This window comes from Labrys methylaminiphilus subsp. lupini, assembly GCF_051161885.1.
In the GTDB taxonomy this organism is placed as follows: Bacteria; Pseudomonadota; Alphaproteobacteria; order Rhizobiales; family Labraceae; genus Labrys.
Window position 1 is genome coordinate 2,217,095 of the sequence record NZ_JBMDIH010000001.1, and the last position, 23,850, is coordinate 2,240,944.

19 protein-coding genes and 1 pseudogene are annotated in these 23,850 nt (G+C 62.3%); 8 read left to right on the plus strand and 12 right to left on the minus strand.

The window, feature by feature from the left end; translation table 11 throughout:
• Positions 1–104: 104 nt before the first annotated feature.
• The 6 genes from ACN6KF_RS10445 to ACN6KF_RS10470 form a co-directional block, all read right to left on the minus strand.
• The gene (locus tag ACN6KF_RS10445) at positions 105–1,217 is read right to left on the minus strand and encodes an ABC transporter permease (protein WP_434956783.1); all 1,113 of its coding nucleotides are present in this window, start codon (positions 1,215–1,217) and stop codon (positions 105–107) included.
• A gap of 1 nt (position 1,218) precedes the next feature.
• Positions 1,219–2,406, minus strand: coding sequence for an ABC transporter permease (locus ACN6KF_RS10450; protein WP_434956784.1), 1,188 nt, complete (start codon positions 2,404–2,406; stop codon positions 1,219–1,221).
• On the minus strand, positions 2,403–4,130 hold the full coding sequence (locus tag ACN6KF_RS10455) for an ATP-binding cassette domain-containing protein (RefSeq protein ID WP_434956785.1): 1,728 nt from the start codon (positions 4,128–4,130) through the stop codon (positions 2,403–2,405). Before ACN6KF_RS10455 ends, ACN6KF_RS10450 begins: the two co-directional genes overlap by 4 nt.
• A gap of 11 nt (positions 4,131–4,141) precedes the next feature.
• The gene (hlyD, locus tag ACN6KF_RS10460) at positions 4,142–5,167 is read right to left on the minus strand and encodes a secretion protein HlyD (RefSeq protein ID WP_434956786.1); all 1,026 of its coding nucleotides are present in this window, start codon (positions 5,165–5,167) and stop codon (positions 4,142–4,144) included.
• Positions 5,164–5,862: a CerR family C-terminal domain-containing protein gene (locus ACN6KF_RS10465; RefSeq protein ID WP_434956787.1), complete on the minus strand. Its 699-nt coding sequence runs from the start codon at positions 5,860–5,862 to the stop codon at positions 5,164–5,166. Before ACN6KF_RS10465 ends, hlyD begins: the two co-directional genes overlap by 4 nt.
• A 163-nt stretch (positions 5,863–6,025) precedes the next feature.
• A complete protein-coding gene (locus ACN6KF_RS10470) occupies positions 6,026–9,433 on the minus strand; it encodes an autotransporter domain-containing protein (protein ID WP_434956788.1) in 3,408 nt (1,135 codons plus the stop codon).
• 559 nt (positions 9,434–9,992) lie between these two features.
• Between ACN6KF_RS10470 and ACN6KF_RS10475 the strand changes: the two genes are divergently transcribed.
• Complete coding sequence (locus tag ACN6KF_RS10475; protein WP_434956789.1) at positions 9,993–10,817, plus strand: DeoR/GlpR family DNA-binding transcription regulator; 825 nt, start codon at positions 9,993–9,995, stop codon at positions 10,815–10,817.
• A gap of 232 nt (positions 10,818–11,049) precedes the next feature.
• Here the strand turns inward: ACN6KF_RS10475 and clpA are convergent, their stop codons facing one another.
• Positions 11,050–13,470, minus strand: a complete 2,421-nt coding sequence (gene clpA / locus ACN6KF_RS10480) for an ATP-dependent Clp protease ATP-binding subunit ClpA (RefSeq protein ID WP_434956790.1) — start codon at positions 13,468–13,470, stop codon at positions 11,050–11,052.
• 10 nt (positions 13,471–13,480) lie between these two features.
• Positions 13,481–13,813: an ATP-dependent Clp protease adapter ClpS gene (gene clpS / locus ACN6KF_RS10485; RefSeq protein ID WP_082980075.1), complete on the minus strand. Its 333-nt coding sequence runs from the start codon at positions 13,811–13,813 to the stop codon at positions 13,481–13,483.
• Positions 13,814–14,278: 465 nt separating this feature from the next.
• Between clpS and ACN6KF_RS10490 the strand changes: the two genes are divergently transcribed.
• Entirely contained in the window at positions 14,279–15,907 is a 1,629-nt protein-coding gene (locus ACN6KF_RS10490; RefSeq protein ID WP_434956791.1) for an SPOR domain-containing protein, read from the plus strand.
• A gap of 345 nt (positions 15,908–16,252) precedes the next feature.
• On the opposite strand, the gene ACN6KF_RS10495 is transcribed toward ACN6KF_RS10490, so the two are convergent.
• Positions 16,253–17,053, minus strand: a complete 801-nt coding sequence (locus ACN6KF_RS10495; RefSeq protein ID WP_434956792.1) for a DnaJ domain-containing protein — start codon at positions 17,051–17,053, stop codon at positions 16,253–16,255.
• 132 nt (positions 17,054–17,185) lie between these two features.
• Here ACN6KF_RS10495 and panC point away from each other — a divergent pair, with 132 nt between their 5' ends.
• Together panC and ACN6KF_RS10505 are read left to right on the plus strand one after the other, a co-directional pair.
• On the plus strand, positions 17,186–18,052 hold the full coding sequence (gene panC / locus ACN6KF_RS10500; RefSeq protein ID WP_434956793.1) for a pantoate--beta-alanine ligase: 867 nt from the start codon (positions 17,186–17,188) through the stop codon (positions 18,050–18,052).
• A 321-nt stretch (positions 18,053–18,373) separates the two neighbouring features.
• Positions 18,374–18,997 carry a transglutaminase-like cysteine peptidase gene (locus tag ACN6KF_RS10505; protein WP_434956794.1) on the plus strand — a complete coding sequence of 208 codons (624 nt, stop codon included), beginning with the start codon at positions 18,374–18,376 and terminating at the stop codon, positions 18,995–18,997.
• A gap of 103 nt (positions 18,998–19,100) precedes the next feature.
• On the opposite strand, the gene ACN6KF_RS10510 is transcribed toward ACN6KF_RS10505, so the two are convergent.
• Complete coding sequence (locus ACN6KF_RS10510) at positions 19,101–19,631, minus strand: gamma carbonic anhydrase family protein (RefSeq protein WP_434956795.1); 531 nt, start codon at positions 19,629–19,631, stop codon at positions 19,101–19,103.
• A 165-nt stretch (positions 19,632–19,796) separates the two neighbouring features.
• Positions 19,797–20,009 carry a DUF3126 family protein gene (locus ACN6KF_RS10515; RefSeq protein ID WP_434956796.1) on the minus strand — a complete coding sequence of 71 codons (213 nt, stop codon included), beginning with the start codon at positions 20,007–20,009 and terminating at the stop codon, positions 19,797–19,799.
• A gap of 253 nt (positions 20,010–20,262) precedes the next feature.
• Here ACN6KF_RS10515 and ACN6KF_RS10520 point away from each other — a divergent pair, with 253 nt between their 5' ends.
• The 4 genes and pseudogenes from ACN6KF_RS10520 to ACN6KF_RS10535 all read left to right on the plus strand — a co-directional run bounded on the left by ACN6KF_RS10520 (position 20,263) and on the right by ACN6KF_RS10535 (position 22,890).
• Positions 20,263–20,676 carry a GFA family protein gene (locus tag ACN6KF_RS10520; protein ID WP_434956797.1) on the plus strand — a complete coding sequence of 138 codons (414 nt, stop codon included), beginning with the start codon at positions 20,263–20,265 and terminating at the stop codon, positions 20,674–20,676.
• A 181-nt stretch (positions 20,677–20,857) separates the two neighbouring features.
• Entirely contained in the window at positions 20,858–21,793 is a 936-nt protein-coding gene (locus tag ACN6KF_RS10525; RefSeq protein ID WP_434956798.1) for a hypothetical protein, read from the plus strand.
• A 185-nt stretch (positions 21,794–21,978) separates the two neighbouring features.
• Positions 21,979–22,257 (plus strand): annotated as a pseudogene (locus tag ACN6KF_RS10530) (DUF1963 domain-containing protein); the annotation flags it as partial.
• A 186-nt stretch (positions 22,258–22,443) separates the two neighbouring features.
• Complete coding sequence (locus ACN6KF_RS10535; protein WP_434959648.1) at positions 22,444–22,890, plus strand: YdeI/OmpD-associated family protein; 447 nt, start codon at positions 22,444–22,446, stop codon at positions 22,888–22,890.
• Between the two features lie 102 nt (positions 22,891–22,992).
• Here ACN6KF_RS10535 and cysE read toward each other — a convergent pair whose 3' ends face one another.
• Positions 22,993–23,847, minus strand: coding sequence for a serine O-acetyltransferase (gene cysE, locus ACN6KF_RS10540; RefSeq protein ID WP_434956799.1), 855 nt, complete (start codon positions 23,845–23,847; stop codon positions 22,993–22,995).
• Between the last annotated feature and the right edge of the window lie 3 nt (positions 23,848–23,850).

The following is a 23,850-nucleotide window of genomic DNA, read 5'->3' on the forward strand; positions in this document are numbered from 1 at the left end:
GATGGGAGTGATTGGCAAGGGCATTGGAGCGCGGACATCCTGTCCGCTCTTGATCCTGCCTGCGAAGTGTTTCCAAGAGTGGGCTGGAAGTCCGCGCTCCCAGGTCACTCCAATCGCCGGCGGAACAGCCAGCTGGCCGCCGCCAGCGAAACGGCCGCGATGACAGCCATCGGCCAGGTGTTGGCCACCACCGCCTCCAGAGGCAGGTCGCGCAGGAACACGCCCTTCACGATCACCAGGAAATAGCGCAGCGGGTTGATGACCGTGATCGGCTGCAGCCAGGCCGGCATGTTCTCGATCGGCGTGGCAAAGCCGGAGAGCAGCATGGCCGGCACCAGGAAGAGAAAGGCTCCGAGGATGGCTTGCTGCTGGGTGGTCGACAGGGCCGAGATGAACAGGCCGATGCCAGCCACGGCGAGGAGATAGAAGACCGCGCTGCCATAGAGCAGCAGCAAGGAGCCCCGCAGCGGCACCCCGAAGATCATGACGGCAGCCACGATATAGACGGTCAGATGGAAGGTCCCGATCAGCATGGGCGGCAGCACCTTGCCCAACAGGATTTCGTGCGCGCGCAACGGCGAGACCATGAGTTGGTCGAAGGTGCCGAGTTCCCGCTCGCGCGCGATCGACAAGGCCGTGACGATCAGCCCGATCAAGAGCGCGATGGCGGCTACCAGATTGGGCACCATGAACCATTGGAAGGTCAGGTTCGAATTGAACCAGTTGCGCACGACCACGTCGATGGCCCGACCGCCGGCAGCCTTGCCAAGGGCGGTGTCGGCGCCGAGGCCGGAGGCGATCTGGTTGAGATAACCTGCCACGATCTGGGAGGCATTGGACTTGCGGCCATCGAGGACGAGGCCGAGATCGGCCGGCCGACGCGCCTCGATATCGCGGGAAAAGGTTGGGCCGATCTCGATGGCAGCAATGACCTCCTGCCTGTCGATGGCGGTGCGCAGCTCTAAGGGATCCTGCGTGCGGCGGACGGAGCGGAAGGTGGGCGAGCCCTCGACGCGTCGGATCAGCTCCTGGCTCCAGGCGCCGTTGTCGCGGTTGAGCACGAGAAGGTCGACATTCTTCACCTCCAGCGTGGCGGCGAAGGAAAACACCAGGAGCTGGAGGATGGGTGGCACCACCAGGATGATGCGGCTCTTGGGATCCCGCAGGATCCCCAGCAACTCCTTGATGATCAGGGCCCTGAGGCGCACCAGTCCCATCTCAGCCGATCCTCTTGCGGGTGCTGCGGGCCGCAGCCAGGAAGAAGACGAAGCCGATAAAGAGCATCACCGCGATGGCCTTGAGGAACATCGGCCAGATGTCACCGGCCAGGAATACCGATTGCAGGCTGGGGATCAGATAGCGCACGGGCAGGATCAAGGTGATCCACTGGATCACCCGAGGCATCGAATTGATCTCGAACAGGAAGCCCGACAGCAGGAAAGCCGGAAGGAAGGCCGAGATCAGCGCGAGCTGCGAAGCCAGGAACTGGTTCTTGGTGGCGGCCGAGATCAGGAGCCCCTGCCCCAGTGCCGGGATGAGGAAACTGGCCGACAAGGCATAGAGCGCCAGCAGCGAGCCCCGGAAAGGCACGCCGAACAGGAGGACCGCCACCAGCACGCACAGGGTCATCGAAGCCAGGCCAAGCAGGAAATAGGGTATCAGCTTGCCGGCCAGCAACTCGGCGGCACTGACGGGCGTCGCCATCATCGCTTCCATGGTGCCGCGCTCCCATTCACGGGCCACCACCAGCGAGGTCAGCAGCGTGCCGATCAGCGCCATGACGATGGCGATGGAACCGGGAACCAGGAAGTTGCGGCTGGTCAGCTCCGGGTTGAACCAGAAACGCTGTTGCACCTCGATCGCCGGCTGGCCGACACCTCGCTCGCCCCCTCGAATCGCCGCCCAGGTGGCGATGACGCCGCGGGCATAGTTCTGCACGAAATTCGCGTTGTTCGGATCCGAACCATCGACGAGAATCTGGATCGCTGGCCCGGTGGCGGAGGCAAAATCGGCTGCGAAGGTCGAGGGAATGACGATGATACCCCTGATCCGGCCCACGATCAGGTCCTCCTCGAATTCGCGCCGGTCATGCCCCTGCCTGACTTCGAAATAGCCCGAGGCCTGGAAGCTTGCGGCGATGTCGCGGGTCAGCGGCGATGGATCCTCGAGGACCAGCCCCACACGGGTGCGGGTGGCGTCCAGGGAAACGCCGTAGCCGAAGAGGAAGAGCAGGATCAGGGGCAGCACGAAGGCGATCAGGATGGAGCTGGGATCGCGGACGATCTGATAGCTTTCCTTGCGCACCAGGGCGGCGAAGCGCGACAGCCGGGCGGAGCGGTCCGCCGCGACGGATGGCCGCGCGGTTTCCTGGGCAGCGATGGAGGATACAGGCTCAGGCTTGCTCATGCCGCCTTGGCCTCCGAACCCTGCACGAGCGCGACGAAGGCGTCCTCCATGGTCGGATCGGGATTGGCGGCATCGGCAACCCGTGCCTTGAGTTCGTCAGGCGAACCCAGCGCAATCGAGCGCCCGCGATAGATCAGCGAAATCCGGTCGCAATATTCGGCCTCGTCCATGAAATGGGTGGTGACCAGCACGGTCACGCCCTTCTCGACGAGCGCGTTGATATGGGTCCAGAATTCGCGCCGCGTGATCGGGTCGACCCCCGATGTCGGCTCGTCGAGAAAGAGCGCTTCCGGCTCGTGCATGACGGCGCATGCAAGCGCCAGGCGCTGCTTGAGGCCGAGCGGCAGATCCTTGGCGGACATGCCTCTTCGCGGGCCGAAATCGAAGATCTCGGTCATCAGTTCGATGCGTTCGCGCTTGCGAGCGCCGGTCAGGCCATAGACGCCGGCAAAAAAGGCGAGGTTCTGCGCCACGCTGAGATCGCCATAGAGCGAGAATTTCTGGGCCATGTAGCCCAGGCGATTACGGGCCTCGGCCGAGTCGCGCCTGAGGTCGAAGCCGGCGACGCGCCCCTCGCCGCCCGTGGGCTTGAGCAAGCCGCACAGCATCTTGAAGGTGGTGGACTTGCCGGCACCGTTCGGCCCCAGCAACCCGAAGATCTGGCCACGCGGGATCTCGAAGGAAATATCCTGCGCCGCAGCGAAATCGCCGAAATGCTTGGTCAACCCCCGCGCCTCGATCACGGGTTGCCCCTCCTCGACGGGCAGCGTCCGCGCCGCCTCGGCAAGCCGCGAGCGTCCGCCGGGGCCGCCCCCGAGCAGATCGACGAAGGCATCCTCGAAGCGCGGCTGTATCGGCTGCGGCTTTGCACGAGCACCCGCGGCGCGTGCAGCCTCCTCGGCAAAGCCCGCCCCGGCCGCCGTCACCAGCCGGATGGCCTGGCCCTGAATGACGCCATCGACGATCCCCGGCACCGCGAGCGCCCGCGACAGCGCCGGACGGCGTCGGCCCTCGATATCGCCGAGACGGAACACACGGCCCTCGACCTTGCTGGTGAGTTCGGAGGGAACTCCGGCAAACAGCAGCTTGCCCCGATTCAATAGCAGCACGCGGTCGCAGGCCTGGGCCTCGTCGAGATAGGCGGTGGACCAGACCACGCCGATGCCCTCATGAGTCAGATCCTCCACCATCTTCCACAGATCGCGCCGCGAAATCGGGTCGACGCCCACCCCCGGCTCGTCGAGCAGCAGCAGGCGCGGCTTCTTGAGCAGCGCGCAGGCCAGGCCCAGCTTCTGCTTCATGCCGCCAGAAAGCCGGCCGGCCAGGCGGCTGGTGAAGGGGCCGAGATCGGTGAAGGCCAGCAATTCCTCGAAGATGGCGGCCCGCTCGCTCTTGGGCAGCCCGCGCAGATCGGCATAGAGATCGAGATTCTCCTGCACCGACAGGTCCTCATAGAGACCGAAGCGCTGGGGCATGTAGCCGATCGCCGCCTGGATCGAAGCCGCATCGCGGGCGGTGTCGAAGCCGAGCACCTGCAGGCGGCCCTCGTCAGGCAGCATCAGGCCCGTCATCAGGCGGATCAGCGTGGTTTTTCCGGCGCCGTCGGGGCCGACCAGCCCGGTGATCTCGCCCGGCCGGATCGAAGCCTCGATGCCGTCGAGCGCCTGGATCGTTCCGCCGAAGCGTTTGCTGACGCCGCAAATCTGGACGACTGCGTCGGTCATATCGGTGCCTTTCAGGGCTTGCCGCCTTGCTCGGCAGCCATATCGGCGAGGCGCACCGTCACCGGCATGCCCTGCAGGAGCGCACTGCCCGGCTCGTCGACCACGATGCGCAGGCGATAGACCAGATCAGTGCGCAGTTCCGGTGTCTCCACCGTCTTCGGCGTGAATTCGGCGACCGGCGAGACGAAGCCCACGCGCCCCTTGTAGCGCTTGGCCGGATCGGTATCCGAACGCACCTCCACCATCGTGCCGGTATGGACGCGGCCGAGATGGGTTTCCGCAATGAAGGCCCGGATCCAGACAGGCTTGGTGAGCGACAGCACGAAAGCGATGTCGTTGGGGGCCAGGATCGCTCCCTTCTCGCGGACACGGGAAAGAATGACGCCATCGGCCGGCGCGACCAGGATGGTGTCGGCGGTGGTCGTCCGGGCCGAAGCAAGGTTGGCCTCGGCTGCCTGAAGACTGGCCCTGGCGGCGGCGATATCCTCGGCACGTGTGCCCAACTCCAGCAGGGTCAGGGCTTCCTTGGCCGCGTTCACCCGGGCCTGAGCCGCATCGCGGGCGGCGACCGCCTGGTCGAGCCCGCCCTGCGAGACGGTGCCGCTCGGCCGGAGCTGGAAGGAACGGGTGTAGCTCTGTTCGGCATTGATGAGATCGGCCTGGCGTTCGGCGAGGACGGCCCTTGCCTGCGCGATCTCGGAAACGCGTGGGCCTGCTTCCAGCTTGGCGAGCGTGGCGCGCTGGCCGGCCGCCTGCGCCTGCGCCACCTCGACCAGGTCCTGGTAAGGCCTGTTGTCCAGCCGGGCGAGCATATCGCCCGCCTTCACGCTATCGCCTTCGTCCACCAGGGTTTCGGCGAGCTTGCCGCTGACGCGAAAGCCGAGCTGCACCTGGCGGATATCGACATTGCCATAGAGGACCAGCTCTTTCTCCGCGCGTTCGACCCAGCCCATGCGCTGGGGCAGATCGAACCACCAGGCAGCGAGCGCACCACCGGCGAGTGCCAGCAGAACGATGGGAACGGCAGCCTTCTTCATGAACGGCCTCCTTCCGCAGCAAGGGCAGCGACGAGTTCACCGGCATGGCGCCGCACGGTTTCCACCTCGTCGGCACCGATGGTGTCCCAGGCGAGATGGCGCTTCACGGCCGCATGCGCGACCCGGAAAACCATCAGGCCGCCAAGCAGAGAAAGGGTGCGCAGCTTGACGTGACGAGTAAGCCCATTCTCGCCCAGCACGATGCCCACCAGCATGCTCGCCGCCTCGAGCATGGGCTTCATCACCTGCGCGAAGATACGTTCGAAAGCCTCGGTCGGCTCCATCTGCTCACGGATGAGGAAGCGCGCCAGCGGCTCGGAGATCGGCCCGATGAACAGGACTGCCATGGCCTGCGCCAGCTCGGTCAGAAAGGCCTGCGCCTCCTGCCGATCGATGGTCGTGCCCCCGCCCGTGGCTTCGGCGAGGCGCGCTCGGATGCGCCCTCCCAGGCCGCCAACATGGGATGAAATCAGGCTGGCGATATGATCGGCCGTGGCAACGTAGAGCCCTTCCTTGCTGCCGAAATAATAGGGAATCGCCTGCAGGTTGACGCTGGCGGCATCCGCCAGCATGCGCGTCGAAGCGCCGTCGAAGCCATAGCGACCGAACACGCCGATCGACGCATCGAGCAGCTTCTCGCGGGTTGCATCACCGCGGCCGCTCGGGGCCGGAGGAGCGGATTGTTTCTTGACCATGACGCAACTCATAGTCGAAATTCGATTTTCAGTCAATCGATTGAATTATACTATCCGACACAAATTGCGGCCTTCGAAAATGACACAATGAAGCCGCCGGATATCGATGCATCGATATCCGGCGGCGAACGTCTCAGAGATTGAAGCAGCCTGGTCTTGCCGATCAGAACCGGAGGCTGAACTTGCCCGATACGTTCTGGTCGAAACTGCCCCGGCGTGCGAACTGGCCGCCATAGGCCACGCTCAGCGTCGCCGACTGGCTGAGGGCAAGATCGAGCCCGGCCCTGGCCACGAGAGCGTTTTCGGCAATCGGCACGCCCTCCACACCGAACGGCGTGCCGCCGTCGAACGCGAACGTTCCGTGCGGCGTGGTATCGCCGAAGGCGTGGCGCCAGCCGAGCGTGGCACTGAGGCGCGCCGTCAGGCTGGCAAGTTCGAAGTCGGTGGAGGCCCGCAGCCCCAGCGTGCTGAAGGTGACGTCCGTATTGGAGGACGATGCCGCAAGCGCCGCATTGCCGCCGCGCTCATGGAAGCTATCTGCGCGCAGATCGAGGAAAGCGAGATTGGCGAAGGGTTCGAAACCAACGGCACCGAAGCGCAGATTATAGCCGGCCTCGCCAAAAACCTGTGCCGTGCCGGCCCGGTAGTCGGCATTGATGCCCTGCCCGGCCGCCACGCGGCTGGTGGAGATGTCGTGCCAGGTGTAGAAGGCGCCCGCACGCAGGGCGAGTTGACCCACCATCGTGCCGGCATAGAGGCCCAGGTGGTAGTTGTCGGCGTCGCCGCTGCCCAAGCCCCGGGTACTGAAGCTGGTACGGCTATAGCCTGCCAGTGCACCGAGCCGCACATCCGTCTCGCCGAGCGATATGGGCGCATCGGCGCCAAACAGGAAACCGCCGCTGTTGCGCGTCATGCCGGCAGCGTTGCCGGTGCTGCCGGTACGCCCCCAGGAGCCGAAACCCTGCCCCCAGACAGAAAGCCCGTCTGCCGCAGGAGGCGCTACCGGTGAAGGCGAACCCGCAGGCGCAGTCGAATTGCCGAGCGAGGCAAACTGCATGGGCATGGCCGAAGCCGCGCCGCTCCCCGTCGTCGGCAGGCCCGCTGCCGCCGTCGTCTCGAAAGCCGAACGCAAGCGATCGGTTGCCATGGCGCCCAACTGGCTGTCACCTTCGATCAGGGCAGTCTGCGCTGTTACATTGATCTCCCCCGACAGCGAGGCCAGGTGCCCGCCAAGATCGGCGCCGGCATTGGCCACCAGGAAGTCATCGAAGAGGGCATTCCCCCTTCCCAGTGATTCCAAGCCGGCCGCGGCAGCCCGCTGATTGGCCGTCTGGCCGACGCTCGAAAAGCTGCGGCCATTTCGGCCGATGGTCATTGTCACCTGGGTGGGGTCATAGCCGAAGCTGGCCCCGAGGAAGGCGTAGTCCGGCAGAGCGCCCTCGAAGCGTCCGCCGACACCACCTTCGGCGGTCAGGATGGTGTATTCCTTGCCATAAAGCGCGAGCAACTGCTCCTTGCTCAACAGGCCATTACCGCCCTGGGCACCGATCAGGACGGTGCCGCCGTCCAGCGTCGCCTTGCCGGTCACCGCGATCCGGTCCGCCCTGTCGCCGGCACCGACATCCACCTGGTAATAGCTGCCCTGCTCGAAGCGGGCATCGCCCTTCACCATCAGCACGCCGGCCCCGGTCGGGGTGACCAGGCCGCCCGACTTGGCGTCGAGGCCGCCGATGATGCCACCGCCGCCAAGCACCGCGCCCCGGTCGATGGTCACCGACGAGGTCAGCGAGCCATCGACCACCAGCGTTCCCTGCTTCACCTGGGTCGGCCCCGCATAGGTGCCCGTGCCGGTGAGGCGAAGCCCGCCCGCCCCGAGCTTGGTGAGGCCGCCCTCGCCCGTGATCGTCTGGCCCAAAGTTACGGCATTGCCCGCGCTGGCAATGTCGAGCGTCCCGCCGGCGCCCTCGAGCACCAGGGCCCGATCGAGACCGTGCATGTCGTTGCCGATGATGCGCAGCGTGCCATCGGCAAGCCGGAGCTTGGCCTGCGAAGTGCCGAGTGCCGCATCCTCCTCGACGATGAGAACGCCCTTGTCCTTGACCAGCGTCTCCCCGATAAAGGAATGGTCGTCGATGCAATACTCGCGGATCGCCTGCTGGAAGCGCGGATCCTTGCTTGCGCAATCCAGCAGGGTCTTCTTCTCCTCCAGTGTCAGCCCGGCGAGAATCGGATTGCCGTTCGCATCGGCGATCTGTCCGAGATAGACGTCCCTGCGCATATTGTTGCGGGTGAGGAAGAACGCCTTGCCGTCCTTGTCGAAGGTATTGGCCTCCTCGCCCCAAACCAGGCGTGTCTTGTCAGGCTGTGGGCCGCCAGCGGTCTCGGTGTAGGTCTGAAGGGCAGGACCGATCCATTTGATCTCATGGGCTACCGGCTCATGGTCGGATATCGGTGCTTTCGTGCCATCGGGCTTGGTTACATACACATCCTTGATGACCCCCAAATAGGGATCATTCGGGTCGTCAGCGAGAAAATACCATTTGCCAAAGGGACGTGAGGCCAGGAAGTGGTCGATCTTGGTGCGATCCCAGCTCTGCCAGGTGTTGGTATCGTCCTCCCCGGCAGAGGGCCAAGTCGAACTGCCGTCGTTGAAATCATGCGGCTTGTAGCGCTCACGCTCGGCTTCCGTTTGAAGAAGCATATATTGCTTCTTGAGGACGTTCATCGTCACCGGTTGATTGTCGGCGACCGGATGGGTCTCGTCCTTGAACGCGATGCCCTTGGTCTGGGCATCGAGTGCGATGATTTCCTCCCATTGCCGCCAGCTCATCTGGCTGATGCTGGTGATGCCCGGATATTTGCTCCTGTTGGCATCGAAATAGGCCTGGATGACGCTGCGATATTTCTCCTTGCCCTTGCCACCGGACCGCATGTCGTCGAAATATTCCTGGGCCTTGGCAAGCTGGTCCGAGCCCAGATATTCCTCCCTCAGCTTCTTGTAGAGCGCATTGTCTCCATAGGAGCCGACGACATATCCGGCAAACAGATAGGACTGTTGTGCCGCGCTGTGCAGCCCGCGCTCAGCGACGTCGCCCGCATTGAAATCACCCAGGAGGATGACAGGGCGCGAAGACGTCTTCGCCCAGTCATTGAGAGCCTGGGCTTCCTTGACGCGCCCCTGCGAGCCGTCGCTGTAGTCGAGATGGACGGTGCCGACCAACGTCTCCGGCCGCCCTCCCTGCTGACCGGTTACCGTGTAGCTGATGTTGCGGCCTTGCGTGGAAATGCCCGGCAGAACATAGGTGCCAAAGCTTCCCGGCAGCCGAGATATGACGCCGATATCCCCGATCTGGACCTTCCCATAGGTTCCCAGACCTGCCTCTTCGAGGAAGCCGGGAATATCGGAAACGTATCGGCTGCCGTTGACTTCCTGCATGCCAAGGATGTCGAAATTAGCCTTGGTCATGAAGTCGGCTACGACTTCTGGATTCTGCTTGAACTGATTCCAGATGTTCAGCGTCATGATCCGCAGCGTGCCGTCATCCTGGGCCAGGCTCGGCGTCGACGCCAAGGCGCACAGCGCAACCCCGCACAGCAAACGCGCACCAATGCCGAAAAACCTAAACCGACATGTGCGACCGCCATCCCCAATAGCCATTGAACTACCCCCATAAAATCAATCATGCGGGGCGGCCATGACCGGATCTGCTCAGAAGCATCCAGCTTGATCAAAGCAACATTTTGCCGCCCACATTGTCCGTGGTGGCACACGCAAATGTCATGTTTATTACAATTTATCGGACCTGCGCTGCTAAAGGCACGCTCGGAGCTGCTACCGCATTGGAAGAGCAATTCGAAAAATAGCCACAATCGGAAGAAAACAAATAAAAACCTCACGCTAGACTCGACTGGGACCCCTAGCTTCGCTCAAAGATGGGGTTAGGCAGGGAAGTAAAAATGTTGCTTTATTGACATTTTTGTCGCTCCCCTTCGTTGGCTGCAGAACGCAAAAGGCTCCACGACGTCGCATCGGGTAATGCCGGGGATCATCGACGTTTCCGGACGACATTTTCCTTGAAACATTTCCGCGGGGATGGACATTGGACCCAAGGCGAAACGAAGCAGGCCAGATGACGCAGCTCGACGAATATGCGCTTGGCGACGGCACCAAGAAATCGAACCGGCAAGCCGAACTGCTGCGGCTGCTCGAGCGCAGCCATTATCTTTCGATCGAGGAAATCGCCGAACGCTTTGCCGTGACAACCCAGACTGCCCGTCGGGATATCATCGCGCTGGAAGCCACCGGCCAGGTGCGTCGCCTGCATGGCGGGGCCACGATCGCCACACCGGTGGACGCCGTTACCCGCCGCCAGCGGCGTATCGAAAACGCCTCCCTGAAGGCCCGGGTGGCTGCTCTCGTCGCCCAGGTCGTCCCAGACGGGGCGGCGATCTTCATGGACACCGGAACAACCTGCGAAGCGATCGCCTACGCGCTGCTGCAGCGGCGAGACCTTAGGATCGTCACCTATAGCCTGCGTGTGGCCACCATTTTCAGCGAGAATTCCAATTTCGCCTTGGCGATTCCCGGCGGCTTCGTGCGGCCGGTGGATGGTGGCGTCTTCCGCGAGGATACGGCAGACTATATCCGCCGCTTCAAATTCGACTACGCCGTGATCTCGGTCAGCGGCATCGACCAGGCCGGCGACATCTGTGACGACGACTATGCCGAGGTCTCGGCCGTCACTGCCGCCTTGGCGCAAACCGAGCGCACCATCCTGGCCGTGGACAGCACGAAATTCGGCAAAAGGGCGCTGGTCAGGCTCGGCTCGCTCGAGGATGTCGACATCCTGGTCAGCGACGACATTCCCGCCGCTTTTCACGAGAGGGTGTACCGAAGCGGTGTCGAGACCCATGTCGCATCCGCTGCGGCACAGGATGCCGCCGTCGAGTCCTAGAGCATCGTAATGAGAAGATGGCGTCGGTCTTCGGCGTAACGATGCGAGAATGAAGACCTAGCTCACCGCATCACCAAGCAGACCAGCTCGCTGGATCTCGATCAGCTCGCCGAGGCGCTTGCTTTGGATTGGAGTGTCAATCTCCAGATTGACATCCTTCAACGAATAAGGGCGCGAAACGTTGCCCGCTTCGCGCCCAATCGATTTTCATCAGCCCCTTGCGGGAAAGAGCCTACTCCGCGCCAGCCGGTGCGTCGGGCTCGCGCTGCGGCGGTCCCTTCGGCTTGGCCTTCGGCTTCTTGGCCGAGGCCTGGCTGTTGTCCGCCACCACCGGTTCGGGCTTGGGCTTGGCCGGGCCTGCCGGATATTCGAAGCCCAGTTCCTGCTTGCCCTCTTCGTTGGTGACGACCGTCACGCGCACGGCACCGCCCGATTTCAGCCGGCCGAACAGCACCTCGTCGGCCAGCGGCGTCTTGATCGCCTGCTGGATCAGGCGAGCCATCGGCCGGGCGCCCATGAACTCGTCATAGCCATTGGCCACCAGCCAGGTGCGGGCATCGTTGGAGAGCTCCACCGCGACATGGCGATCGGCAAGCTGGACTTCGAGCTGCGCGATGAACTTGTCGACGACCTGGCTGACGATCTCCTGCGACAGATGGTCGAAGGCAATGGTCGCATCCAGGCGGTTGCGGAACTCCGGCGTGAACAGACGGTTGATCGCCTCGGTGTCGTCGCCCTCGCGCTTGTTCTTGGTGAAGCCGAAGGCCGCCCTGGCCAGATCGGACGCACCGGCATTGGTCGTCATGATCAGGATCACGTTGCGGAAATCGACGCTCTTGCCGTTGTGATCGGTAAGCTTGCCGTGATCCATCACCTGCAACAGGATGTTGAACAGGTCCGGATGGGCCTTCTCGATCTCGTCCAGCAGCAGCACGCAATGCGGGTTCTGGTCGATACCGTCGGTGAGCAGACCGCCCTGGTCGAAGCCGACATAGCCGGGAGGCGCACCGATCAGGCGCGACACCGTGTGGCGCTCCATATATTCGGACATGTCGAAGCGCAGCAGGTTGATGCCGAGCACCGAGGCGAGCTGGCGGGCGACTTCGGTCTTGCCGACGCCCGTCGGGCCCGAGAACAGGTAGTTGCCGATCGGCTTTTCCGGGTCGCGCAGGCCGGCACGGGCCAGCTTGATCGCCGCCGAAAGCTGCTTGATCGCCTTGTCCTGCCCGTAAACAACCCTTTTCAGGTTGGTCTCCAGGTTCCTCAGCGTCTCGGTATCGTCCTTCGACACGGTCTTGGGCGGGATGCGCGCCATGGTGGCGATGGTCGCCTCGATCTCCTTGACGCCGATCGTCTTCTTGCGCCGGCTTTCGGTCACCAGCATCTGCGAAGCACCGGTTTCATCGATGACGTCGATCGCCTTGTCCGGCAGCTTGCGGTCATTGATGTATTTGGCCGAGAGCTCCACCGCCGCCTTGATGGCGTCGTTGGTGTAGCGCAGCTTGTGATACTCCTCGTAATAGGGCTTGAGGCCCTTGAGGATCTCGATGGTGTCGGGGATGGAAGGCTCGGCCACGTCGATCTTCTGGAATCGGCGTACCAGGGCCCGGTCCTTTTCGAAATATTGGCGGTATTCCTTGTAGGTGGTCGAGCCGATGCAGCGCAGCAGGCCGGCGGCCAGGGCGGGCTTGAGCAGGTTGGAGGCATCCATGGCACCGCCCGAGGTGGCGCCGGCGCCGATCACCGTGTGGATCTCGTCGATGAACAGGATCGCGCCCGGATAGGCCTCGATCTCCTTCACCACCTGCTTGAGGCGTTCCTCGAAATCGCCGCGATAGCGCGTGCCGGCAAGCAGCGTGCCCATGTCGAGTGCGAACACGGTGGCGCCCAGCAGCACCTCCGGCACGTCGCCTTCGATGATGCGGCGCGCGAGGCCCTCGGCGATCGCCGTCTTGCCGACGCCGGGATCACCGACGAAGAGCGGATTGTTCTTCTGCCGCCGGCAGAGCACCTGGATGGTGCGCGTGATTTCGCTGTCGCGCCCGATCAGCGGGTCGATCTTGCCGTCCCGGGCCTTCTTGTTGAGGTTGACGCAATAGGCATCGATGGCGTCCTGCTTCTTCTTGGACGCCTCCTCGCCATTGGCCGTCGTCTTGGGGCTGTCGCCATCGGCCTCGTCGACGCCGCGCGGCGCCTTGGCTTCCGACAGGCCGGCGCGCTTGGCGATGCCGTGCGAGATGTAGTTCACGGCGTCATAGCGCGTCATGTCCTGCTCCTGCAGGAAATAGGCGGCATGGCTCTCGCGTTCGGCGAAGATCGCCACCAGCACGTTGGCGCCGGTGACTTCCTCGCGGCCCGAAGACTGCACGTGAATGACGGCGCGCTGGATGACGCGCTGGAAACCCGCGGTCGGCTTGGCGTCGTCCCGGCCGTCCGAAACCAGGTTCTCCAGTTCGGTATCGATATATTCGACCAGGTTGCGCCTGAGGATGTCGAGATCGACATTGCAGGCCCGCATCACAGCGGCCGCGTCCTGATCCTCGATCAGGGAGAGCAACAGATGTTCGAGAGTCGCATATTCGTGATGGCGCTGATTGGCGGCGGCCAGAGCGCGATGGAGGGACTGTTCGAGGTGTCTTGAAAAGGATGGCACGATCAGTTCCTCACTTTTCTTCCATGACGCATTGCAGCGGATGCTGATGCTTACGGGCAAAATCCATGACTTGAGTCACCTTGGTCTCCGCGACCTCATAGGTGTAGATGCCGCACTCTCCCACGCCATTGTGGTGAACATGCAGCATGATGTGGGTGGCACCGTCGCGATCCTTGTTGAAGAAGCGCTCCAGCACCTCAATGACGAACTCCATCGGAGTATAATCGTCATTCAGCAACAGGACCCGGTAGAGTTTCGGGCGTTTGGTCGCCGGCCGCGTCTTGGTGATCACGGCCGCATTAGTACCCTCACCGCCACCTGGAGCTCGGGGCTCGCGGGCCATGCCGATCAAGGGAGACGGCCTGTGCGCGGCGCTCACTGCAATATCCAGAATCGTTGAATCTTCCATTTCGACAACTGCAATCGCCTGCAGCCTAACATGATCTCGACGAGGAAAAAGGCTTCCACGAACTGAATTTATGATCGCACCCGACTTTCCGCTAGTGCAACAACGCGCAATAATAGGATCCATGCTCTCAACGGCCGGTGAAGTGCCTCTTTTTCATTCATTCTCAACCAATCGGACAATCATGCGACCAAAATGCCGCGCCGGCTGGGCACTTAACCGATCCGTAACCGCGTCCGCCTAGGTTCGTTGACTGTGTCGTCCCTGCAGCGGCACGGTGAGACGGCCTCCTCCCCGCAAGGGGATGGGGTGAGCCCCGGACGAAGGGCGAAAGAGACCACCGGTCTCGCAGGGACATGTAATGGACGGTGCTGTCGCGCCGGTGAGTATTGGGGACTTTGCATGCTATCGCGTTGGATCGGGGGCGGACTGGCCCGGACCACCACAATGGTTGCAGCCGGTTTGGTAGTATTTACGACAACCCTGGCCTTCCATCCGGATGAAGCGGATGCGCGCCGCCGCGGCCATCATGCCGCTCCGGCGCAGAAGACTGTTAAACATGTGCGCAGCAAGCGCGTACGCGCGGAATCGGCTGCTTCGGCCATCCCCGCCGACATGCGCAACAATCCGCGCTACGCCGCCATCGTGGTCGACGTGAAGACCGGCCGCACGCTCTATGAGGCCGCCCCCGAAGCACTGAGGCATCCGGCCTCCATCACCAAAGTGATGACGCTCTATCTCCTGTTCGAACAATTGCAGGCCGGCCGGCTTTCGATGGCAACCGAACTTCCGGTTTCCGCCCACGCCGCCTCCCAGTCCCCGACCAAGCTCGGCCTGCGCCCGGGCCAGACCATTCGCGTCGACGATGCCATCAAGGGCATGGTGACGCGCTCGGCCAACGACGCCGCCGTGGTGGTGGCAGAAGCCCTCGCCGGCTCGGAAAGCAATTTCGCCGCCTATATGACCCGCAAGGCTCGCGCTCTCGGCATGGCGCGCAGCACCTTCGTGAACGCTTCCGGCCTGCCCGACAACCGGCAGATCACCAGCGCCCACGACCTCGCCATCCTCGGCATGGCCATCCAGAAGCGCTTCCCGCAATATTACCGCCTGTTCTCGACCCGCAGCTTCGTCTATCGCGGGCGGCCGATCCCGGGCCATAATCGCCTGCTCGGTTCGGTGGAAGGCGTCGACGGCATTAAGACGGGCTACACCAATGCCAGCGGCTTCAACCTCCTGACTTCCGTCAAGCGTAATGACCGGCAATTGGTCGCCGTGGTGATGGGCGGCCGCAGCGCTGCTTCGCGCGATGTCGTGATGCGGCGCCTGATCGATGCCTATCTGCCGGTCGCCTATGCCGGCAACGCCGTCGACCGCTCCGCCACACAGGTCGCCAGGGCAGAGCTCCCAAACGATGCCATGCCCGTGGCCGCGCCTCCGCGTCCGCCGGTTGTCCGCCCGGCCGTGGTCGCTGAAGCTCCGAAGGCCCGCCAGGCTGCCCCCGTGGCAGCACCGATGCCGCCAGAAATCGTCGGGGAAGCCTCTACTCCTGCTCCCCAGGGCCGCCCTCAGCCGGCTCCCGCCAGGCCGGTGATGGCCTTTGCCGCACCCAGCACCCCAAGCATGCGCTGGGTGCAGGGCCTCCAGCCGGTCACGACCGCGCCGGCCACGCCTCCCGTGCGGGCTGGTCAGAGCAGCGAAGCCAGCCCTGATACCACCGCGACGGTGCAGAATGTGCGCACCGTCGCCATCACCCGCGATTCGGTCGCCCTGGCTGCACCGCAGCGTAGCGGCTGGATCATCCAGATCGGCGCGACCGACAACGAAGGAGCGGCCCGGCAATTGCTGTCCAGCGCCAAGCTGGCCGGGAGCAAGGCGCTCTCTTCCGCCCGTCCCTTCACCGAGACGGTCAACCGCAATGGCTCGACCTTGTACCGGGCTCGCTTCGCCGGCTTCAGCGATCAGAACCAGGCCCAGTCAGCCTGCAGCACCCTCAAGGCTGCCTCTTTCGCCTGTGTCGCCGTGAAGCTCTGATCCTTTCGGCAAAGACCAAGCTTTGACTCTTTCAGGCGCGGCCTTCCCTCGGTAGGCCGCGCCTTTGCTTTGCGGGAATTGCGCTTTCACACACACCACGTGAGGAATGCAACGCGGCGATAAACAAAGCGTGCTGCGATTTCATGGCGTCACAAGAAGGCGCAAAGACGCGTCAAAACACAGGATTGGAACAGACAGGCGTTCAGTCACGAACGCTTTGCTTTCAAACAAAAGGGTGTTTTCGCTGGAACGCGCTTTGCTCCTGGAAAACGCTATAGCCTTAATCGTTGCGTAACCATGTTCTGCGACGCTCAAGCATCGTCGGAACCGCCCAGTTCGGTGGAGTTAGCGTCCATGGCCTTCAAGAAGCATATCCCTGGCCCGGTTGGCACGAGCAGCCATCTGCGTCGTGCCCCCCTTGTCGGGATGGATTTTCTTCATGAGCACCCGGTGCGCTCGACGAATTTCCTGGGCGCTCGCCCCCGGCTGCACCCCAAGGATCTGGTAAGCTTCCTGCTGGGTCATCGCGTCGGACGCCGGCGCTCCGAAGCCCCTCGCGTACGCGTCATCCTTGAAGTGTTCACGCCATCCGGCAAGCCGGCGGTCCAGATAAGCTTCAAGGATTGAACGGCCGACGAAATCCGCGGCAATCTCCGCGCGCAGTTCCATCAGTTCCCCCGGCTGCATGACCGAAAGGCGCCGGCCTGAAAAGCGCCCGCGAATGACCTGCCCATCCACCGGCTGTCTATTGCCATCCAGCATGATCACCAGATCCGCAGTGCGTACCGAACTCGGCCTCGCCGTCGATCCGGGAATGACACCTTCCGGCAATTGCGGCAGCCAGCCGCGCATGCCCGCGGCCAACAGCAGCAAGGGCAGCCCCATGCCCCAAACGCCGCGCGTCAGCAGATAAAGGCCGAAGGCAAAGGCGAGGAAACTTCCGCCGCGCCGCAACAAGCTGTCCAGAACCGGGCTCTTCGACAACATGCCCGGCTTGAGGAACGGCCACAGGCAGAACAGCACCACGCATGCGAAAATAAGCTGGCCCACTTCTATCCGATCTGCGAAACAGCGATGAATCCGAATCTTGCCAGTTGAGCGTTCCGGGAGCAAAGCGCGTTTAAACGCAAACGTGGCTTTGCTCAAACTCTTTGGTTCCAGCCAATCCAACTGATTGGCTAAAAGCGTCTTTGCGATTCTCGGCGTAACCGCCAAATCGCAAGACGCTTTGGAGCCCTGGTCAAGCAAATGCGAAATGATGGATCTGCGGAGTAAGGGATGGCACGCCAAACTCTGGTCGTTCGAACCGTGGCGGAATTGCGCCTGGCCGTGAAGCGTTTTCGCGAAGCGGCTGAGACGGTCGCCCTGGTGCCGACCATGGGCGCCCTGCATGACGGCCATATCACCCTGGTGCGGCAGGCTCGCCAGCGGGCCAGCCGGGTGGTGACCACGATCTTCGTCAATCCCGCCCAGTTCGCACCGAGCGAGGATCTCGCCAAATATCCTCGCACGGAGGCGGCGGATCTCGCCCGGCTCAGGGATGTCGGCTGCGACCTCCTGTTCGCCCCCGATGTCAGCCAGGTCTATCCACAGGGCTTCGCCACCACTGTCTCGGTCGCCGGGCCGGCACAGGCCGGCCTGGAAGACCGCTTCCGCCCCGGCCATTTTGCCGGCGTGGCGACGGTCGTGGCCAAGCTGTTCTGTCAAAGCGGCGCCGACATCGCCATGTTCGGCGAAAAGGACTATCAACAGCTTTGCGTCGTCACCCAGATGGCTGCCGATCTCGATCTGCCGACCACGGTGGTCGGCGTGCCGACCGTGCGCGAAGCCGACGGATTGGCGATGTCGTCGCGCAACCGCTATCTCGCGCCGGAACAGCGCGCCAAGGCTCCCCTCCTGCATCGCACCCTCAGGCAGGTTGCCGACGCTCTCATCAAGGGCGCCGATCTCGAGACAGCCTTGGTATCCGGGCGCAGCGCCATCACGGCCGGCGGCTTCGAACTCGACTATCTGGAGGCGCGGCAGGCAGTGAGTCTTGCCCCGGTCACCGGACTCGCTCAGGGACCCGTGCGATTGCTGGTGGCAGCCCGGCTGGGAGCGACCCGCCTCATCGACAATATCGGCGTCGAAGCCACTCGACATTAACCAAATCTGCCCCGCCAAAGGTGACAAAACCGTGGCAATCGTGCCACGCATCCCCTCGTTGCCGACCGTCGGTGGAAAACGGGAAATCATGGTTAATCGAGCGTTAACATGAATATTTTCAATGGGTTATGACATCCCGTCCTTCGCGTTGATCTTGTTTTTTCTGCGGCAAGAGCGTTGTGCGGCCCCAGGCCTTGTGCGAAGTTGACGTCGGGAACGGGTAATTGGCCCTGCTCTCTGGGTAAACATCCGGTGGCGGGCAAAACAGGTCTGAAGATTGTGATGCGCTTCGGGATCAGGATCAGGTCGAATTTGAGCCGGATGGCGCCCAAAGCCGCCTTCGCAGCCATAGCGCTCGCAACGGCAGCGCTGCCGCAATCGCAGGCTGCCGCCGCCGGCCACAGTGCCATGCCGATCTATGCTCCCGTGGGCGATGTCACCACGCCGCCGTCTGGTTATCTGCAGTTCTGCAAGGACAATCCGGGCGATTGCAAGTCGGGCTCGCAGGAAGCACGCGACATCGTGCTCTCGCGCCAGGCCTGGAAGGATCTGATCGCCTTGAACGACCAGGTCAACAAGTCGGTAAAGCCGGTTACCGATCTCGACAACTACGGCAAGGTCGAATGGTGGGCCTACCCCACCAATGGCAAGGGCGACTGCGAGGACTACGTCCTGCTCAAGCGCAAATTGCTGATCGATGCCGGCTGGCCACGCTCGGCCCTGCTGATCACCGTGGTGCGTGACAAGAAGAACGAAGGCCATGCCGTGCTGATGGTGAAGACCGACCGCGGCGAATTCGTTCTCGACAACCAGGAAACCAAGATCCTGTCCTGGCGCGCCACTGGCTATCGCTACGTCAAGCGCCAATCGCAGTCCGACCAGAATGCCTGGGTCTCGCTCGGCGACACGCAGACCACGTCGATCGTGTCGGCGAAGGGCAATTGACGAATTCGGAGTGTCGATCTCCAGATCGACATAGTCTCAAAAAATGTCGATCTGGAGATCGACACTCCAGCTAGCATCCCAAAACCGCAATTGCTTTGACGCCTTAATCGACCCTCTTCAGTCCCTTGGCGAAGCGCTTGGCGTTGGCGACATAATGCGCCGATGACTGCTTGAGCCTGGCGACGGTTTCCTTGTCGAGGGGACGGAGCACCCGCGCCGGCGAGCCGACGATCAGCGAATGATCCGGAAACTCCTTGCCCTCGGTGATCAGCGCGTTGGCGCCCACCAGGCAGCCCTCTCCGATACGCGCACCGTTCAGGATGGTGGCCCCCATGCCGATCAGGCTGCCGGCCCCGATGGTACAGCCATGCAGGATGGCGGAATGGCCGACCGTGCAATCCTCGCCGATGGTGAGGGGAAAGCCGGGATCGGAATGCAGCACGGCACCGTCCTGGACATTGGAGCGTGCACCGATGGTCATCGGCTCATTGTCGCCGCGCAAGACTGCGCCGAACCAGATATTGGCATCCTCTCCCAAAATGACCCGGCCGACGACCTGCGCGTCGGGAGCGAGCCAATAGTGACCATCCGCTGGCACGGCTGGTGCAATATCGTCGAGCGCATAGAGGGGCATGGCAGGGCTCCAACTCAGATTTAGGAACGAGTGCACGCCTGTGGCCAAGCGAACGCCAAGGGATCGCGGGCACCCCCGCCTGCCCTTGGACACGCGGCCGCTGCGGCGTGGGAAGATGCAGGCGAGGACGCCTGCAATCCCCAAAATGCCAAATCCACCGGCCGATCAGTCCTCGAGATCGATATCGAGGATCGCCATGTGGAAATCGTAGGAAGTCTCGCCGTCTTCCTTGTCCTCGGAGACCAGGCCGACCGACTCCTCGCCGATATAGACTTCCGCGCTGTCGGTCTTGCGGGCACGAGGCACGACGCGAATGGTGGCATTGCCGAAGGTGCGTCGAAGATAGGCTTCGACACGCTGCATATCTTTCTTGTCCACTAGACTTCCTCGGTTGGATGCGCCAGGCGGCATTGCCGCCCGCCATCAGGGGGCTTTGCCATGCCAACACGCGCTTCGCAAGAGAATGCGGGCCGAGGGCCTGTGTATGCCGGGGAAAGCAGCGTTTCATCCATTACGGTAAAGGGTCGAATGCAGAGCCGTGAGTGCTCTGGCGGCCATTCCGGATGGTCGGGCCAATCAAGGGTTCCGTGGCTATCTTTGCAGCACTTCGATCAAGTGCGATAGTCGCCCTATGAATAGAAAGATCACCGCCTCATGCCTTTGTGGATCAGTCGGCATTTCATGTGGAATGCCGGCCGGCCCAGCCGCCTATTGTCATTGCGAGGATTGCAGGAAGTGCACGGGGAGCGCCTTCAACGTCAGCGTGCCCTTCCAGGCCGAAACGTTTCGGGTAACGTCAGGCGAGATCGGATCGTTCGCCAAAACTGCAGATAGTGGCAACGAACTGACGCGGCATTTCTGCCGGAACTGCGGCTCTCCACTCTACACGTCGTCCCTTAGGCATCCCGATGTGGTGTATGTGAAGGCTGGCATTCTGGATGATCCATCGAACGTTCAGCCTGCCTACCAAAGCTGGTGCCAGTCGAAGGTAGGCTGGGCAACCATACCGCCCGACCTTCGGAGCTATGAAAAGGATAGGCGATGAAAGCACGGCCGTCGTAGGTGCAACACCTTTTCCACATAACCCCTGGCAACCTCGCAATTGCACACTTCAGCCCCTGCGGGACATCGTGTCGCGCTCTGATTGTATCGACCTTCGTGGCGTCCAGAAGATGGCCATCGCTTGAGGGCATATAGCTCCAAGCCCAGCAGGAGGAGCCGGCGAGTTGAATGCGCGTCACTTAGCTGTTCATTGGCCGATGGATGTCATCGACTTCCTGTCGCGCAACATTCCCTTTTCCCTCGAAGGAACGCGGGGCTGGGAAGATATGTCCATGACGGCCTATCAGATCGGTTGCGAAGCGCTGGTGGCGCTTGGTCAGGCCGATGAAGCCGGTTATGGCGCTGTTCCGCGCAAAAATCCTCGGTTACCTGACATTTTGCCCCGTTGGGACGACGTATGTGTTGCAGTCCTCAAACTGGCTAAGCAGCAGAATTTGCTCATATATCGCCTTCCGGATGGAAGCATACCCGCTCCTCCAAATCGGGGCGGATTGATCGATTATAGCGTAGCTGACGCACCACCTCTTCCTGCGCCGAACATCCGCTCGGCCTGGGGGCTTGGTCCTGCTCATGCCGCGCCGGATGTGCAGTCGGTCCTGCAGTCATTGGGCTTGATCGCAGATGGCAGTTGGACCAAGGCAGCCGAAACCATTCTTTGGCGCCATCTGCCCCGGGAATGGGAGATCGATGTTCCGTCCGACGCTCGTTTTGCCGACGCCGTTGTCCGGGCCATCGATACGGTGCCGGAGGACATTCGCACTGAAATGGATCGGATCGTAACAATCACCGAGGCAGATGTAATAGCGTCAGTGGCCAGTAGTGTCGCATTCTACGAAGCACAGCGCGTCATTTTTGGGAAGAATGCCCAAAGAAGCTCTCCTGCCACGGCCGACCAGGAACGAAAAAGCTTAGAATTCGCACGTCGAGGCAATCTCGATTGGCTCTTTTTTTGCCGCTGGCGTCTCAGCGACGGCTGGCTCACGCACGCGGACGCAAGAAAGGCCCTAAAAATATTTCACGATCCGCTCGCGATTGCCATGAGAGGTGCTGTCATTGGGCGGCTTTATCCGGACCTACGTTTCTTGACGGCAATTCCGTAGCCCGCGGGAGAGCGCCAGCAACAGATTGTGAGTGGACTCCGTTCCTTACACAGTTCCTGAATTTTGCAGGCGAGTTTCGCTACCAAAACCTAGAGCGCGACGTCGTACCGGACGATGGCATCCGGTACAGGATGGCATGTTCGCTGCCCGAAGTCGCCGGAATAGCTGCCAAGCGGGGAAAAACGATGGATGAAATATCGACGACGGCCGAAGTGGACAGCCTGTGTGAACCTGGAATCTGGCTTCGCCGCACGCCGTCGGCGAATACTTCGAACCGACTCGGCGGGTTGCCTGACTTACCCTCCGATTTGGAATGGCCCAGAAATGGTGAAGGCTTGCCGCTTCATTTTCTGGCTCAACTAAACTTGTCGGAGCTCCCCTCGACCCCGTTGAAACCAGGAGGCCCGACGCTCCCCTCCACCGGCATGTTGTACTTCTTTGCCTTCTTGGATGAGGAACTGATCTGGTCGTCGGATACTCTCACTGCGTCCTGCAGAGGGCATATCATGCCCACCGGATCAATTCCGAACGCTGCCAGTTGCCAAATCTCGGCAGAGCCTCGAAATTCGACGTGCCACTCGAACTCATCGTCCTCTCAACAGTTTTTCACACGTTCTGCCGGACATTTGCGAAAAGAACTAGGAGGTCCAATGGCCAAAAAGACCTTCAAAACTAAAATCGTAAGAGACGGCTCCGCCTGTTTCATCCCTCTGGATTTCGACCCGAAGCCAGTTTTTGGCAAGGTCCGCGCACCGGTCAAAGTCACGCTGAACGGCTATACATATCGCAGTACCATCGCGTCTATGGGAGGGCAAATCTGTATTCCGCTGCGCAAGAGCAACCGGGAGGCGGCGGGCCTCGAAGGTGGTGAAACGTTGGACGTGGAGCTTGAACTCGACGTGGGTGAGCGGACCATCGAGATTCCACCTGATCTTGAAAAGGCGCTTAGACCTTCCGGCCGAAAGGCTTGGGCTGCGTTGAGCTACACACGCCGGAGAGAATATGCGGAAGCCGTGACCGGCGCAAAAAAAGCGGACACCCGAGCGCGGCGCGTCGAGCAGATCAGCCACGAGCTAAATTCGTCGCCGACCTCATGATTTTTCCGACAGCTTACGCACTCAATGAAATTACTGAGTTTTCATTGTCGCAAAAGACCATCGTAAAATTCGACTTTTGCATCCGTCTTTCGTAACGGAAACCTAGAGCCCGACGTCGTGCCAGAAGATGTCGTCCGGCAGCGGGCCGTGCAGGATCTGATCCATGCTGCGCGATGGCTCGGCGCAGCCCGCCTCCCCGACCACACGAGCGGGCACGCCAGCCACCGTGGTGTTGCGCGGCACCGCCTTGAGCACGACGGAGCCCGCCGCCACACGGGCGCATTGGCCGATCTCGATATTGCCGAGGATCTTGGCGCCGGCCCCGATCATCACGCCGCGGGCGATCTTGGGATGACGGTCGCCGGTTTCCTTGCCGGTGCCGCCCAGTGTCACGTCCTGCAGGATGGAGACGTCGTCGCCAATCACCGCCGTCTCGCCGACCACCAGGCCGGTGGCATGGTCGAGGAAGACGCCGCGCCCGATCGGCACGTTCGGGTTGATGTCGCACTGGAACACGGCCGAGGAACGGCTCTGCAGATAGAGCGCGAAATCCCTGCGCCCCGCCTTCCAGAGCCAATGCGCCAGGCGATGAGTCTGCAGGGCATGGAAGCCCTTGAAGTAGAGGATCGGTTCGATATAGCGATTGGCCGCCGGGTCGCGATCGATCACCGCCGCGATGTCGGCGCGGATAGCCGAGGCGATGCTCGGGTCGGCCTCGAGCGCCTTGCCGAAGGCCTGCGCGATCAGGGTCGCCGGCATGTCCGAATGATCCAGGCGCGAAGCGATGCGCTGCACCACGGCGCTTTCCAGCGAATTGAGCTGCAGGATATTGGCGAAGATGAAGCTGGAAAGCTGCGGCTCGGCATGGGTTACGGCTTCGGCTTCCGCCCTGATCCGGCTCCATACCGGGTCGACGACCTCAAGCCCATGGGAAACCAGGCGCTTCGACTGATTCATCTG